Source organism: Chryseolinea serpens (genome assembly GCF_900129725.1).
Classification (GTDB): domain Bacteria; phylum Bacteroidota; class Bacteroidia; order Cytophagales; family Cyclobacteriaceae; genus Chryseolinea; species Chryseolinea serpens.
The window spans coordinates 1,216,589-1,231,209 of sequence record NZ_FQWQ01000002.1 but is presented as its reverse complement, the minus strand read 5'-3'; the positions used below and the strand labels follow the sequence as shown (position 1 = coordinate 1,231,209).

The following is a 14,621-nucleotide window of genomic DNA, read 5'->3' as shown; positions in this document are numbered from 1 at the left end:
CATTATGCCAACATGGCCAACGCTTCCGCTAGGCCAACGCTAAGGGCGACCACATAGACGTTGTTCAATTTTTCCTTGGAACGTTTCAGACGCATTTTGATGGCGCTGGTGGAAAGCTGCAATTTTTCCTGGAGCGATTCGATGGACTCGCCTTCGCGGTATTTCAGGAAGAGCAGTTCTTTGTCGGCTTCGGGCAACTGGTTGATGAGGCTGAACATGATGGTTTCTGATTCGATGCGACGCTCCACTTCGTCGGAATTTTCGGCAAGACGGTCGGCTTCCTCATCCAACGCTTCGGTGGATTGCACGCCGTTTTTATTCTTCTTCCGCAGCGCCAACAGGCAATGGCGGTGCGCGATGATATACAGCCAGGTGGAAAAGGAGGAATCCTTCCGGAAATTCTTCAGATGATCGAAAGCCTTCAACAGGGCCTCCTGCGCCAGGTCAAACGCCTCGTCCGGATCTTTCACCAGCGAGAGGCATTTTTGGAAAACTTTTTTGTAATAGCGGTTATATAATTCACCAAGCGCATCGGTGTCGTTTGCCAGGATGGAGGTGATCAGTTCTTCGTCGGATTTGCGGACTTCGGTTTTCATACGCTGGGGGTTTTGAAATGATGCCTAAAGGTGGCTCATCCCAAACCAGCGGGGTAGAGTATAAAAGCGTATTTTAAAAAACCGGTAAAACCCTTAGCGCCCTACGCAATTCTCGTAGCCGCTGCGCATTTCTCGTAATCCACGCGTGAAATTGACCTAAATAAGGGCTTTTTCGATGGCGTATTTGACAAGCCCCGCCGTATTCTTTACCTGTAATTTTTCCAGGATGTTTCTGCGGTGTGTGTCCACCGTGCGAATGCTGATGAAAAGCTTTTCGGCGATCTCCCCATTGGAGTGTTCCTGAGCGATGAGCTTGAGCACTTCGATCTCGCGATCGGAAAGGGGCGAACCCGAAGCTTGTTTGGCAGCCGAAGCGGGCTTGCTTTTCAGATCGGTAATGGCCTTCAGCAATGTGGCCGACACGGTATGACTAAAATAACTATTCCCCTGCACAACGGTGCGGATAGCAGACAGCAGCTCATCGCGCCCCACATTCTTTAACAAATAGCCGCTCGCACCCGCCTCCAACATATAAATGATGTGTTCTGCTTCTTCATGCATGGTCAACGCCAGCACCCTGACATCCGGAAACATCGCCCGTACCTTCCGCGTGGTTTCCGTTCCATTGCTCCGCCCCATGTCGATATCCATCAACACCACATCCGTCACGGTCTTTTGAAGCATATCCAACACCTCCGTCCCGCTCTCAGCCTCCCCCACAACCTCCATGTCGTCCTCGCGCTCCAGTATCCCCCGCAACCCAATCCGAATGATCTTATGGTCATCGGCCAACAATACCTTGATCTTGCTCATAATCCTATTTTACAAAAAATAAACGGCAACTACCGTAATTTAATTTTACCATTCAAAAAGAAAAGGCATTCGGGCGATCCAAAGGCTAGGAGCCAGAAGCCAGAATCTAGGAGTTGGTGTTCAGTAGCCAGTATTTGGTAGCCAGGCATTCGGGCTCCGGATCATTCCCTTACGACAAAACTCTCACAATGCTCAACGCCTTCCTCAAACTCCAGCAATATCCCTTCATCCTCCGGATAGTACTTCGCCTTGTTATAGTCCTCTCCTGCAAATTTTTTGATTGCCTCAATATTGGTCCATTCGGTTACTGTCCAGAAATGACAACAATCGGGGTCCATCTTTTGCCATACTTTGACCGATAGGTTTCCGGGTGTTTGCAGGTATTCGCGTGTGCCTTCGTGGAGGAGAAATTGGAGATAGGATGCTGCGTGTTTCGGAGCGGTTCTCCCATGCCAGATTCGGGTGATCATTTGTCAGAGGGTTTTGCGGGTGAAAGTCTGTAAATAGTTCATGCGATCAAACTGAAATGTATTTTAGAAATCCGATTTTTCGACGACCGGCAAGGATCCTGTAGGCAAAAATCCCCAGAGATTCGGAAAACTACCCCATACACGTGAGGAGGCACCCCCGGAGAGCCGGTTTTGAAGGATCAACGGTGGCATGAAATTGTAGTTGCTATCCATGACTGCTGTTCACAACGCACTATGAAAAAGGTACCAAAAAATCCAAACGATCACGACCGCAAAACCCCCTCGACGAAGGGAAGCAACGACGACCGGAAGTTCACCTCCTACGACACCCGTCGCCCGGAAACGTCGACGCCCCAAAAAGTGAGGGAGGGCAACGAGTCCCCGGCCGAACAAGCCCGCCTGAAAAAGGCGAGAGCAAAATCCTCCTAAGGACCTGCTTTATCGATTGCAGTCTTAAACCTGAAGGCAACAATTGTTGTAGCTACAGGACTGGGATGGTTTATTTATTCGGGTATAGATTTCCTTTCGCGAAAACATTATTTTTGCCGGGAGGAGAACACCTGTCTATAGCCCCGTTCTCTGGTGTTTAAAATATGGAGAAAAAGATCTGTGTGTTGTATGCGGATGATGATGCAGACGACGTCGAATTGTTTCAAGAGATTTTGCGCGAGATCGATCGCTCCATCCTATTCCTGTATGCGGCCGACGGCCTTCAGGCGCTGAAGGTACTACGGGAAGCGATCGTCCTCCCCGATATTGTCTTCCTCGACATCAACATGCCCCTCATCAACGGCAAAGAGTGCCTAATGGAGATTCGTCGTGACAAATACTTGAAGAAACTCCCGGTGGTGATGTACTCGACTTCCAGCACCGAGAACGAAGTGGTGCGATGCCTGGAACTGGGCGCGTCCGATTATCTCTGCAAAGCCACAAATTATGCTAAACTGCGCCAGGACCTCGAATCTATTTTGAAGAACCTGAAATCTTCGCAGGTCTATAAAATCAATTAGCCCGGGCGAATACCGTTTCCCTTACGCTCACCCCAGGCCCGCCCGAAACAAAAAAAATAGGGACGAAGCTTTTCAGTGCCCAATTTCCTACATTTCATATTCATAACCCGTATGCAGATGAAACCTCTCTTGCCCGCTTTTGTCTTCGTCTTCTTTTGCGTTACCCTGCACGTTACGGCACAGCCTGACCGGATCAAATCGATCTTCCCCGAAGGCACGGTCATGCACCAAAACATAGCCTATGCCAACGATACGCTAAAAAAACATTTACTGGATATTTACCTCCCCGCCAAAGCCACCGCCAGCACGCCGCTAGTGATCTGGGTGCATGGAGGCGCGTGGATGTTGAATGATAAGTATGCGGACATGGGCTATATGAAGAACACCATCCGCACGATCCTGGAAAAAGGATATGCGCTGGCTTCCATCGACTATCGTCACAGCACCACCGCGGTATTCCCGGCTCAGATCCAGGACTGTAACCAGGCGGTCGAATTCCTGTACAACCATGCAGCAACCTACAAGCTCGATAAGAATAAATTTGTGCTGATGGGTTTCTCTGCCGGTGGACACCTGGCGTCGCTGTTGGCCCTGTCGAACAACCAAAACCAACCGGGTTTTTATGCGGGGAATAAGAAGCCCTCATTTTCCATCAAAGCCGTGTTGGATTTTTATGGACCCAGCAACTTTCTGCTTTTCTACGGCAATGCAGATCCCAACGCAGCAGACGACACACCGGTCACCAAATTGCTCGGCGCGTCTCCATTGAAACGCCCCGACCTCAGCAACACGGCGAGCCCGGTGACCTACGTCGATAAAAATGACCCACCCTTTTTTATTGTTCACGGCGAAAAGGACCAGGACGTTCCGCAAGTGCAATCGTATCTGCTCAAAGCCTATCTGGACGTAGCCCACGTAAAGAACGAGCTGACCGTCGTGAAAGGCGCTCCGCACTATGGCGAAATGTTCGACACGGAGGAAGTGCGCACAAAATTGTTTGCCTTCCTGGATAGCATCATGAAATAAAAAAGGCATCCGCCACGGCGGATGCCCTCTCCAAATTTATTCTTCAGAATCTTAATGATGCGATGGCGCGCGCACGGAATGCGAGTGGCCACCGGTTCCGTGAGGTGTTGAGGCATGTGTCCTGCCACCGGTTCCTCCGTGAACCACCGTGGTGCGCGACCGGCCGCTGGTGCCGTGAACCGTTGTGGATCGTGTCCGGCCATTGGTTCCCTGGTACGTGCTGGTCCGGGTTCGTCCGTTGGTCCCCTGGTAGGTGGCGGTCCTGGTTCGGCCATTGGTTCCCTGGTAGGTCGTGGGTCGTGTGCGACCGTGGGTGCCATAGTCGGCGGTGGTTCGCGTCCGGTTCACGTAGTGGCTACTGGACGGGTGGTAAACCGATCGAGTATAACGATAGTGTGTGACCGCCGGTGCTGTACGGGTCCGCACGATGACCGAGGTCGATCGCATGGGCGAGTACATGCGGTGCGCGTACGCCACCCGGTGATAATTCACCACGCGATAATAGGGACGGTATGGCGAGCAATAGGTGTAGAATCTATGCCAGCCCCACGGACGCCAGGGATGCCACCACAGGGGCCATCCACCCCAAACCCACGGCGACGCCCAGACCACATACGAAGGGCCGTAGACATATTGCACGGCAGGCCAACCCCAAACATTGACGACTACCGGCGGCGTTACAGCCGCGGCGGGTGCGGGCTGGCTGGCTGGGGTGGATTGGGTGGCTTGCGGCTCCACGATCAATTGCTCACCGTAAATATCTTCGTCACCCACGATTTGGAGCACCACGTTTTGATTTCCTTTCCGCTCCACTTCCACTACGGCGATGTCCTGGTTCTCGGTTTCGGATACGGCATCCTGGAGAACGAAGGCGTGATTGTCGCCGTCGCGTTTGTCGATCACCCGGATGTAGTCGATGTCACCGTCGCCGTTCAGATCCAGGTTGTTCACGCCGTTGTTTTCGGTGTTGATCATGCGCTCGAATTCCTCCGGCGAACCCGCTTTTTTGAACATTTCCAGGGCGCCTTCCAGGCTGAAGTTATCGCCCGGCAGACCGGTGGAATCTTGCGCCACGCTGTTTTGCGCCGGGAGCACCCCGGCGACGAGCGTATAGGCTATGATGAATATGATCTTCGTTGTTTTCATGTCTGCATTGTTTATGTCTGCACTTCAGGACTGCACGCCTTTTGGGTTAGACTAGGTTGAGGGGGCGGGGTTTAAGCAGGTATGATCAAGGATTCTGCCAATTTTCCGGTTGTCTTCCGAAATCCGGAGAAAATTATTCCGGACCATTATATTTACGCATTCGATATCCTTTTTTGATGACCGTCACGCGCTATTTTTTAACTCCGCTATGTTTGCCCAGGTTGAGCAACCCGACCATTTAGATCCGCAAGCGCTGGATGCCTACCTGGCGCGAGGCTGGTTTAGGATGGGTCAAACCATCTTCACCACAAACTTCCTGCATTTTTCGGACCAAATGTATAGCGCCATTTGGCTGCGTGTAGCGCTCGGGAGTTTTGGTAATGACAGCGTCCAGGCAAAATTGTTCCGGCAGAACAAAAATTTCCGAACCCGCATTCAGCCGGCGGTGCTCACTTCCGAACACGAAGCGCTCTATCACCGTTACCGGCAGCCGCTGGCGTTCGAGCCATCGGCCTCGCTGGGTCAATTGTTGTATGGCAAGCGCGCCGTGAACACCATCTACAACACCTACGAGATAACGGTACACGATGGCGAAAAGCTTATCGCCGTGGGATTTTTTGACCTGGGACTAAACAGCGCCATGGGCATTACCTCGGTGTACGACCCGGAATACAAAAAATACAGCCTGGGGAAATACCTGATCTACCGGAAAATGGACTTCTGTAAAATGCAGGGGCTCCAGTATTTTTATCCGGGATATTTTGTCCCCGGCTACTCCTATTTCGACTACAAGCTCACCATTGGCCGCGCGGCCCTTCAATTTCTAAAACTCACCACCCAGCAGTGGGTGCCCATCGCCCAATTCACCGACGACGACGTGCCTTACCAGGTGATGCGCAACAAACTTGAAAGTCTGAATGCACTTTTGCCGGCTGGCCAGATCTTGAAATACGAATATTTTGATGCGAACCTCGTGCCCGACCTGAAGGACTTCGAGTTGTTCGATTTTCCTCTGCTTTTGCAATATTCGGACCCCTCGGAGAATGGCATCCTTCAAACCGTCATTTTTGATGTACGCGACGGAGAATTTCACATGCTGCTCTGTTCGCCGGCCTTCACGCCAAAAGAACCCACGACCGATCCGGACTTTTACTCGCGCCATCTCCTCCTGGTGGAACAAGAAATTTTTTCAACGCCGTCGCCACACGACATGGCAGAAGTGATCCTGAAATTTGTCAGGCCCTTATCGTAATATTTTTGAATGATATAAAAGGTGAACAGCCCGATTAGTCGGGCAGGGGTTTCACCAGGATGTCTTTGTAGTATACTTTGCTTTTCGGATCATGTCCCTGCAAGGCGAACGTGCCGCTGGAGAGTTTGCCGTTCTCACCTTCGGTGTATTCGTTGATCACTTTATCGTTGATCTTCACCGTGATCTTTTTGCCTTGCACGGTGATGCTTTGCGTGAACCATTCATTGTCTTTTGCAGGAGCTTCTTTCACATCCTGGATGGCATAGATGCTGCCGGTCTTGCGCCAGTCGGTATGCGTATTGTTCACCTGGATCTCATACCCTTTGGATGGCCATCCATCTTCCTGGTAGACGGTGTGAATAAAGATGCCGGAGTTCGATCCCGGTGTGGTCATGACCTTGACTTTGAACTCAAAATTTTTGAACGTGTGGTTCATCACAGGCCCCTCGTAGAACAGGTGCGCACGATCGCCATTCACGACGATCGCTCCATCGGCAATGGTAAACGTGCCTGGGTGTTCCGCAGCCTTCCAGCCATCGAACGTCTTGCCATCCCACAGGCTGATCCATTCGCTGGTTTTGTGTTCGGGCGATCGATGCGACGACAGGGTGAGCAACAAGAGGAGGGGCAGGCAGAGTGTGACGATGGTTTTCATGGCTGAGTTTTTTGTGAAGAATAAAGATACCGAAATCTTCCTAAAGCGAACCGGTTCCACAAACGGAATACACAAGAGGCAAGGCGGAATGGATGTGCGGTAGCTCCGGGAATAAATGCTTCGCCGAATAAATGCATCGGGTCATCTGGATTGCTTCGATTTTTGCATCTTTGTTAACGGAGACCATCTCCAGCTTCCTCAAAAAAACATGTCCATGGATAAACGATCATTTCTAAAAGCATCAACCGCTTTGGTGGCCGGCACGGCTTTATCGCGACTGGTGGCTTGTTCGCCCGATAAAAAACCATTGTCAAACTGGTCGGGCAACCTGGAATACGGCACCGGCAATGTGTTCTATCCCAAAACTGTGGAAGAGGTGCAGGCCGCGGTACGTCAATGCGACAAGGTGCGTGCCCTCGGCTCACGCCATTCCTTCAACCGCATTGCCGACAGCACGGTAAACCAGATCTCGACACGGGACCTGAACAAGATCGTTTCCCTCGACAAAACCGCCGGTACCGTCACCGTGGAGGCGGGCGTGAAATATGGCGAGGTATGTCAGTACTTGCACGAGAACGGTTTTGCGTTACATAACCTCGCATCGTTACCCCACATCTCCATCGCCGGTTCCATCGCTACAGCCACACACGGGTCGGGGGTTAAAAATGGGAACCTGGCCACACAGGTTATCGCGCTCGAATTTGTGAGTGGCAATGGCGAGGTCATAAACTTGTCGGCCGAAAAAGATGGCGATGTGTTCTATGGCGCCGTGGTTGGTTTAGGAGGACTTGGGGTGGTCACGAAGGTGACGCTGCAACTTGAGCCCACCTTCAACGTGCAACAAGTGGTGTATCGCAATCTGCCCATGCAGGCGTTGGAGAATAATTTCCTCGACATCATGTCCAGCGGCTATAGCGTGAGTCTCTTTACGGATTGGAAGAACAAAAATGTAAATGAGGTCTGGATTAAAAGTCGTGCAGAGGCGGGTGTGACTCCCACCATCGCACCGGAGTTTTACGGGGCAAAACTTGCTGCGCAAAACATGCACCCCATCGAAGACCAGCCGGCAGGAAATTGCACGGAACAAATGGGCGTTCCCGGTCCGTGGTTTGAGCGGCTGCCTCACTTTAAGATGGGATTCACTCCCAGCGCCGGCAAAGAACTGCAATCCGAATACTTTGTGCCGCTCGAACATGGCTATGAAGCCATGATGGCCATGGAAAAGCTTCACGATAAGATTGCCCCGCACATCTTCATCTCGGAGATCCGCACCATTGCTGCCGACAACCTTTGGTTAAGTCCCTGCTATAAACGCGATGCCGTGGCATTGCACACCACCTGGAAGCAGAACTGGGATGGTGTGATGGCGGTGCTGCCGCTCATCGAAGAACAACTCGCACCCTTCGGAGCACGCCCCCACTGGGGCAAGCTGTTCACCCTGGCGCCATCGGTGCTGCAGTCGCGCATCGAAAAACTGGACGACGCCCGGAAAATTTTTAGCCAGTATGATCCCCAGGGTAAATTCAGAAACGAATTCCTGGAGGTCAATCTTTACCCGGCAAGTTAGGTATGCAGACCCGTATCGTGCGTATTCGTTTTCGTTGTACTTTTAGACGTTTGTCCAGCCCAAGCTGAACCCCTTGCACCCTATGAAGGACGACCGCCCTCAACTGAGAACCGTAAACGTAACCCGCTACGTCACGCCCCTGCGTGAAGGCGGATCGCTGCCGGCCATTGCCGAAGCCGACGACCAGTTTCTATATGTGCTGAAGTTCCGCGGCGCAGGCCAGGGCACCAAGGCCCTCATCGCCGAATTGGTCGGTGGCGAGATCGCGCGCACCCTGGGCCTGCAGGTCCCCGAAATAGTTTTCGCCAACCTCGACAGCGCCTTCGGAAGAATTGAAGGCGACGAAGAAATACAAGACCTGCTAAAAGCCAGCGTGGGCCTGAACCTCGCGCTCCACTATCTGTCAGGTTCCATCACGTTCGATTCCCTGGTGATCCCGATAGACACGCGCCTGGCCTCCCGGATCGTGTGGCTCGATAGTTTGCTCATGAACGTGGATCGCACAGCGCGCAACACCAACATGTTGTGGTGGCATAAAGAGTTGTGGTTGATCGATCATGGCGCGTCATTGTATTTTCATCATTCCTGGAACGGTTGGGAGGAACCTGAAAAGCCATTCCCATTGGTCAAGAATCACGTGCTGCTGCGCCAGGCCAAAGAACTGGATGCCGTGAACGCCGAATACAAAGCGCTGCTCACCGAAGCCCGCATCCGCGACATCGTGGCCCTGATCCCCGACGAGTGGCTCGTGGAGGGCACGCCCTTTGAAACACCTGAGAAACACCGCGAGGCCTATACGCAATTTCTGACCACGCGCATTGCCCATTCCGATTTTTTTGTAAAAGAAGCCCAGTATGCAAGAGAGTCACTTGTTTGAGTACGCCGTCATCCGCGTGGTGCCCCGTGTCGAGCGAGAGGAGTTCGTCAACGTGGGCGTGATCCTGTATTGCTCACATCAAAAATTTCTGGACACCCGCTTCATCCTAAACCCGGATCGGATCAAGGCCTTGTGTGGCGACCTCGACCTGGTGGAGTTGAACAATCACATTGAATCTTTCGAGCGCATTTGTCACGGAGGGTCCACCGCCGGCCCCATCGGCGCGCTCTCCATCGCCGAGCGTTTCCGCTGGCTCACGGCCACGCGCAGCACGATCCTCCAGACATCCAAAGTGCACCCAGGATTGTGTGACGACGCACACAAAACCTTGTTACGACTGTATCATGAGTTGGTGCTCTAAGTAAAAAGTATTTCCTTTGAAATAGCAGGGCGTGAAACATCACGTGCCCAATCGTCCCTGATCCACGGGAGCTTTCATGTCTATTTTACTTCCTCGCCCCTCTCGAGCGAAAAAGTGTCGCAAACCACCCCTCTAATTGCCGCGTTCAGGCACCCTCTGCTGTAGCTACCGCCAATATATTTGTATCGTTATCACGCATAACATTTCTGCTCCTGGAGCGGTTTAGAAATACAGAGGGCGTGTGACACCAACCGTGATCCATCAACCTAAAAAATTAAATAAAATGGTAACCTTAAATCCTTATCTGAACTTCCAGGGCAACACGGAAGCAGCGTTCAACTTTTACAAGTCTGTATTTGGTGGGGAATTTGTGTTCATACAACGCTTCAACGAGACACCGGCCGGTGCTGGCATGTCGCCCAAAGAAGCGAATGGCCTGATGCACGTATCCCTGCCGATAGGGGGCAACATGCTCATGGGAACCGATGCCGTGGAATCGATGGGACAAAAGGTGATGCCGGGCAACAACATTCACTTGTGCCTGAGTCCCGACTCCAAAGCGGAGGCCGACAGACTGTTCAAGGCCCTTTCGGCAGGAGGCACACCCGTGATGCCGATGGCGGACCAAGCCTGGGGCGCATACTTTGGAATGGCCACCGACAAGTTTGGGATCTCCTGGATGATCAACCAGGATACGAATAAATAACAAATGGTAGAAGGTGGCGGGCTGCCGGTGGACATCTATCGGCGGCCCGCTTTTACTTTAGTTCAAGTTTTTTGAGACCACCTGTAACGCTTACATCATGATGATCGAAGTTTTTAAAACCAACGTCCGGCATCGTGCCATCGCTAACATGCTGATCGACCGCATCCATGAAACCTGCCCGCACTACAAAGCTACTTTCGACCTGGATGATTGCGACCGGATCCTCCGCGTGAAATCGTCTACAGATGAACTGGAGCCGCAGGTGCTGATCGATATTTTGGAGGAATTCGGATTTCATGCCGAGGTCCTGCCTATGGAAGATCAGCCTGCCGATCCGTTGTTCCGGTTGTCGCCCTAGGATTTTTTTTGCCCAGGGCGTCACTTCACCCAAGGGAACCCAAACTTTTTGTTGGGCGCCCGCGTTTCTACGACATTGCATTTCGCATGAAGGTAGAAAAATACATTCCCACCCCCGCGCTGAGGTCTTACATCAAGGCGTTCATGATCGTGGCAAGCGATGGGGGTATGGAAAACCGGATTTTGCCCAGCACATCCATGGTGATGGCTTTCCGGCTTGCCGGCGACATCGCGATCACGGAACAGGACAACACGGCACCGTTGCCCACCTCCATCATCACCGGCTTGCGAAAAACACCCCGGCTTGTCCGTTACGAAAAAGGAGCAGCCACCCTGCTGGTCATTTTTGAAGAGGGCGGAGCGTCGGCATGGTTTCGGGAATCCCTGCACGAATGGTTTGGGTCGAGCGTTGGCCTGGAGGACATTGTTCGCCGCGATCGGCTCCGGGCGTTGGAAGAGCAGTTGATGGAAGCCACGAACAACCGCCAGCGTATTGCTTTAGTAGAACAATTTCTTTTGTCCACAAAAAGACAAGCCCCGCACGATCCCCTGGTGCTCCACGCCGTGCAAACTATACAGCAAGCAAAAGGCGACATTCGTATCGCCACGCTCATGGACACGTTACCCATCAGTCGCGATCCATTCGAGAAACGTTTCCGCAAGATTGTAGGCACTTCACCCAAACATTTTTCATCGCTCGTGCGGCTGCGAGCATTGATCGACAATTATTCCACCCATAAAAGCCTGACCTATGCCGGCCATGCGGCAGGCTATTTCGATCAGGCACATTTCATAAAAGATTTCAAAACATTCACCGGTCTCACGCCACACGACTTCTTCAAAATTCCACCGCATTGGTAAGTAAAGGGCACTTGCATTTCTTTGCGTTGACTTTTGCTGCCTGCCCGCCGAAGCTTCAGCGAAGGAGGGCGTCTTTCTTTGCTCGTCGAAGCGTTAGCGAAGGCGAGGCGGTTCAATGTGTTTTTTAAAAATGACGAGCCTCATTTCGATCGGGCGATCATTCGAAGAAGAACGACTACGAAATATTTGTCGACTACATTAGCTTTGGATTTTAAACCATAAAAGATGAGTAAACCAAAAGTAGGATGGATTGGGCTGGGCAATATGGGCACACCCATCGTAAAGAATTTGTTGAAGGCCGGCTACAGTGTCCAGGTCTTCAATCGCACAAAAGAAAAAGAAACGGAAGCCGTAAGGACCGGAGCAACTTCGGCCACAAGCCCTGCCGCGATCATGGAATCATGCGACATCATCTTCACGATGGTTTCGGATGATGCGGCGGTGAAGGTGGTGTTCGATGGAAAAGACGGCTTGTTGCAAAAAGAATACCCCGGCAAGCTGGTGATCGACATGAGCACGGTAGCGCCCGGAACGTCACGTTACCTGGCCGACCGTTGCAATGAGAAAGGCATCGCGTTCCTGGAAGCACCGGTATCTGGCAGTGTGAAGCCGGCTCAGGATGGCACGCTCGTTATCCTGGCGGGTGGTGAGGCAGAGGCCTATGCCCGGGCGAAACCACTTTTTGATGTTATTGGCAAAATCTCGCTCCATCTGGGTGGCCAGGGAGCGGGCAGCTCGGCCAAGCTCGCGATGAACTACTTCGTGGCGCTGACACTACAGGGCCTTGCCGAGATGGTGGTCTTTGCCGAAGAGCACGGCGTGAAAAAAGAAGACATGCTCACCATTTTGAATGAGGGTTCGTTTGCCAGCCCGGCCTTGAAACTGAAATCGTCATCCATTGTGGCCAACGCGTTTCCGCCTGCGTTTGCCTTGAAGCTCATGGCCAAGGACCTCCGCCTGATGAAAGACGCGGGATTGGACACGCCGATGTTCCCGGCCGTTCACGACAGCTATCAGCAAGCAACCCAAACCACTTTCGCGGAAGAAGATGTGATGGCCATTTTCAAATACCTGGAGAAAAAATAGCAGGGGATGCAACAGCGGAAACACCGGGGTGGCAAAGGAAAAAACGTTACGCAAGAAACGAAGATCAAAACCTATGACACCCGGTCTTTTCGCGACCGGTTCATGCAGCAGGAACAAGCGCTGGACGAGATCCTGAAATCGGATTTCGGGAAATTCTTTATCGTGCGTGTAGAGGACATGTTGCGGCTGATCAAACTACCTGTGCCGCCGGCGCGATCGACCGCCCACACGTTGATCTACCTGACGTCAGGCGAAGCAAACATGACCATCGGCAGCGAATCGCATACGATCTACAAGGATGAATGCCTGGTCGTGCCGGCCACGCAGGTTTTCTCATTCCGACACCGCGACGTGAACAAAGGCTACCTGTGTCATTTTCGCGATGACGGCCTGCTGGGAAAGTTCAGCAAGAACGCATTGCTCCGGGACTTTGAGTTTCTTCAACCATGGAATGCACCACGCATCACCCTGGACCGCGAAACGTCACAACACGTGGAGCACCTCTTCAAAAGATTGCTCAACGAATATTCCAAAAATGGACTGGAGCACATCGACGTTATCCAGTCGAACTTTATCGCGTTGTTATGTGAAATAAATCAAGCGCGCGCAAACGTATCGGTCGATAAGCCATCGCAAGCCGGGCACCTCACCAATCGGTTCAAGGCGTTGCTCTTCACGCATAGCAAATCGCATCATCGCGTTGGCGACTATGCGGCGTTGCTGAACATCAGTGCCAATCACCTCAATAAGTCTGTGAAAGCCGTTACCGGCAAGTCGCCAACCAAATGGATCGATGAGGCGCTGGTGTTGGAAGCGAAGGTGCTGCTGCATCAGAGCAGTTTGTCGGTCAGCGAAGTCGCGGCGGAGGTCGGTTTTTTTGATCCATCCTATTTCAGCCGTCTGTTCAAGAAACAGGAAGGGGTCACACCCCTGCAATTCCGGAAAAGGATTGAAAAATCCTGAAAGTGTCCGCATTCATCCTAATCCAGCAACGGGTTTCCAACTTCTTTTGTGAGGAAACAAATCGATGCGTCCCATGTATGCCTTTGTCCTGTGGTTTCATTCTCTCTTTCGGTGGGCGGTGTTGACCGGCCTGTTGTATGCCCTTTATCGCGCCTACCGCGGCTACCGGCTGCAACTGGATTTCACAAACCACGATGAGTCCGTACGTCACTGGACCGCGACGTTGGCACATATTCAATTGACGGCAGGTTTCTACCTGTACCTGATCAGCCCTTTTGTGAAGGCTTACTTTTCTGCCAACCCATCGGCAGACTCTACGGAAGGGACATTCTTCGGATGGATCCACATCACGTGTATGCTGGTGGCCGTGGTCATGATCACGGTAGGATCGGCGTGGACAAAACGAAAAGTTTCCAGCCGCGATAAATTCCGGACCATGCTGGGTTGGTTTGGCGTGGGACTGCTCGTTATATTGCTGGCCGTTCCGTGGCCCTTTTTGCCGTGGGCCCATCGTCCGTATATCCGACCATTTTAAAAATATGAAACAGTATCTCTATTCACCGCTCGGCCGGTTGCGCCTGGTGGCATTTCTCGAAGGTTTGTCGTTGATCGTCCTGGTATTTGTCGGCATGCCGTTCAAATATTGGATGGGCAATCCCATGCTGGTGAAGACCATCGGCCCCGTGCACGGCGTGTTGTTCGTGGTGTACGTCATCATCACCCTGGGCGTGGCGGTGGAACAGCGCTGGAAATTTATGACCACCACCTGGAAAGTATTGCTGGCCAGCTTTATTCCGTTTGGAACATTTTATATCGACAAGACCATCCTGCGCAAAGCGACAGCCGCGGAGTAGCAAGCGGTACACTTCAAAGCA

General features: G+C 52.2%; 19 protein-coding genes. 14 read left to right on the top strand and 5 right to left on the bottom strand.

Translation table 11 applies throughout. From position 1 onward, the window contains the following. Positions 1-2: 2 nt before the first annotated feature. From BUB30_RS19135 to BUB30_RS19125, 3 genes are all read right to left on the bottom strand, one after another. Positions 3-596 (bottom strand): RNA polymerase sigma factor, encoded by a 594-nt coding sequence (locus BUB30_RS19135; RefSeq protein WP_073136983.1) that lies wholly within the window; start codon positions 594-596, stop codon positions 3-5. 156 nt (positions 597-752) lie between these two features. Further along, entirely contained in the window at positions 753-1,409 is a 657-nt protein-coding gene (locus BUB30_RS19130; protein WP_073136981.1) for a response regulator, read from the bottom strand. A gap of 161 nt (positions 1,410-1,570) precedes the next feature. After that, positions 1,571-1,879: an antibiotic biosynthesis monooxygenase gene (locus BUB30_RS19125; protein WP_073136979.1), complete on the bottom strand. Its 309-nt coding sequence runs from the start codon at positions 1,877-1,879 to the stop codon at positions 1,571-1,573. Between the two features lie 234 nt (positions 1,880-2,113). Between BUB30_RS19125 and BUB30_RS19120 the strand changes: the two genes are divergently transcribed. From BUB30_RS19120 to BUB30_RS19110, 3 genes are all read left to right on the top strand, one after another. Next, on the top strand, positions 2,114-2,308 hold the full coding sequence (locus tag BUB30_RS19120) for a hypothetical protein (protein ID WP_073136977.1): 195 nt from the start codon (positions 2,114-2,116) through the stop codon (positions 2,306-2,308). A 164-nt stretch (positions 2,309-2,472) separates the two neighbouring features. Beyond that, positions 2,473-2,889 (top strand): response regulator, encoded by a 417-nt coding sequence (locus BUB30_RS19115; RefSeq protein WP_073136975.1) that lies wholly within the window; start codon positions 2,473-2,475, stop codon positions 2,887-2,889. 117 nt (positions 2,890-3,006) lie between these two features. Further along, entirely contained in the window at positions 3,007-3,915 is a 909-nt protein-coding gene (locus tag BUB30_RS19110) for an alpha/beta hydrolase (protein WP_084138265.1), read from the top strand. 51 nt (positions 3,916-3,966) lie between these two features. Here the strand turns inward: BUB30_RS19110 and BUB30_RS19105 are convergent, their stop codons facing one another. Next, the gene (locus tag BUB30_RS19105) at positions 3,967-5,061 is read right to left on the bottom strand and encodes a hypothetical protein (protein ID WP_073136973.1); all 1,095 of its coding nucleotides are present in this window, start codon (positions 5,059-5,061) and stop codon (positions 3,967-3,969) included. Between the two features lie 208 nt (positions 5,062-5,269). On the opposite strand from BUB30_RS19105, the gene BUB30_RS19100 reads away from it, so the two are divergent. After that, on the top strand, positions 5,270-6,313 hold the full coding sequence (locus BUB30_RS19100) for a GNAT family N-acetyltransferase (protein WP_073136971.1): 1,044 nt from the start codon (positions 5,270-5,272) through the stop codon (positions 6,311-6,313). A gap of 34 nt (positions 6,314-6,347) precedes the next feature. Here the strand turns inward: BUB30_RS19100 and BUB30_RS19095 are convergent, their stop codons facing one another. Further along, a complete protein-coding gene (locus BUB30_RS19095) occupies positions 6,348-6,968 on the bottom strand; it encodes a 3-keto-disaccharide hydrolase (protein ID WP_073136969.1) in 621 nt (206 codons plus the stop codon). Positions 6,969-7,182: 214 nt separating this feature from the next. Between BUB30_RS19095 and BUB30_RS19090 the strand changes: the two genes are divergently transcribed. From BUB30_RS19090 to BUB30_RS19045, 10 genes are all read left to right on the top strand, one after another. After that, positions 7,183-8,535: an FAD-binding protein gene (locus BUB30_RS19090; RefSeq protein WP_073137429.1), complete on the top strand. Its 1,353-nt coding sequence runs from the start codon at positions 7,183-7,185 to the stop codon at positions 8,533-8,535. A gap of 82 nt (positions 8,536-8,617) precedes the next feature. Then, on the top strand, positions 8,618-9,412 hold the full coding sequence (locus tag BUB30_RS19085; protein WP_073136967.1) for a HipA family kinase: 795 nt from the start codon (positions 8,618-8,620) through the stop codon (positions 9,410-9,412). Further along, entirely contained in the window at positions 9,390-9,773 is a 384-nt protein-coding gene (locus BUB30_RS19080) for a DUF3037 domain-containing protein (RefSeq protein WP_073136965.1), read from the top strand. Before BUB30_RS19085 ends, BUB30_RS19080 begins: the two co-directional genes overlap by 23 nt. A gap of 283 nt (positions 9,774-10,056) precedes the next feature. Continuing rightward, positions 10,057-10,479, top strand: a complete 423-nt coding sequence (locus BUB30_RS19075; protein WP_073136963.1) for a VOC family protein — start codon at positions 10,057-10,059, stop codon at positions 10,477-10,479. Positions 10,480-10,576: 97 nt separating this feature from the next. After that, positions 10,577-10,837: a hypothetical protein gene (locus BUB30_RS19070; protein ID WP_245804128.1), complete on the top strand. Its 261-nt coding sequence runs from the start codon at positions 10,577-10,579 to the stop codon at positions 10,835-10,837. An 86-nt stretch (positions 10,838-10,923) separates the two neighbouring features. Next, positions 10,924-11,697, top strand: coding sequence for a helix-turn-helix domain-containing protein (locus BUB30_RS19065; protein ID WP_073136961.1), 774 nt, complete (start codon positions 10,924-10,926; stop codon positions 11,695-11,697). Between the two features lie 225 nt (positions 11,698-11,922). Then, a complete protein-coding gene (locus BUB30_RS19060; protein WP_073136959.1) occupies positions 11,923-12,783 on the top strand; it encodes an NAD(P)-dependent oxidoreductase in 861 nt (286 codons plus the stop codon). A gap of 6 nt (positions 12,784-12,789) precedes the next feature. Further along, on the top strand, positions 12,790-13,746 hold the full coding sequence (locus BUB30_RS19055) for a helix-turn-helix domain-containing protein (RefSeq protein ID WP_073136957.1): 957 nt from the start codon (positions 12,790-12,792) through the stop codon (positions 13,744-13,746). A 73-nt stretch (positions 13,747-13,819) separates the two neighbouring features. After that, positions 13,820-14,281 carry a hypothetical protein gene (locus BUB30_RS19050; RefSeq protein ID WP_073136956.1) on the top strand — a complete coding sequence of 154 codons (462 nt, stop codon included), beginning with the start codon at positions 13,820-13,822 and terminating at the stop codon, positions 14,279-14,281. 4 nt (positions 14,282-14,285) lie between these two features. Further along, on the top strand, positions 14,286-14,600 hold the full coding sequence (locus tag BUB30_RS19045) for a DUF3817 domain-containing protein (RefSeq protein WP_073136954.1): 315 nt from the start codon (positions 14,286-14,288) through the stop codon (positions 14,598-14,600). The last annotated feature ends 21 nt before the right edge of the window (positions 14,601-14,621 follow it).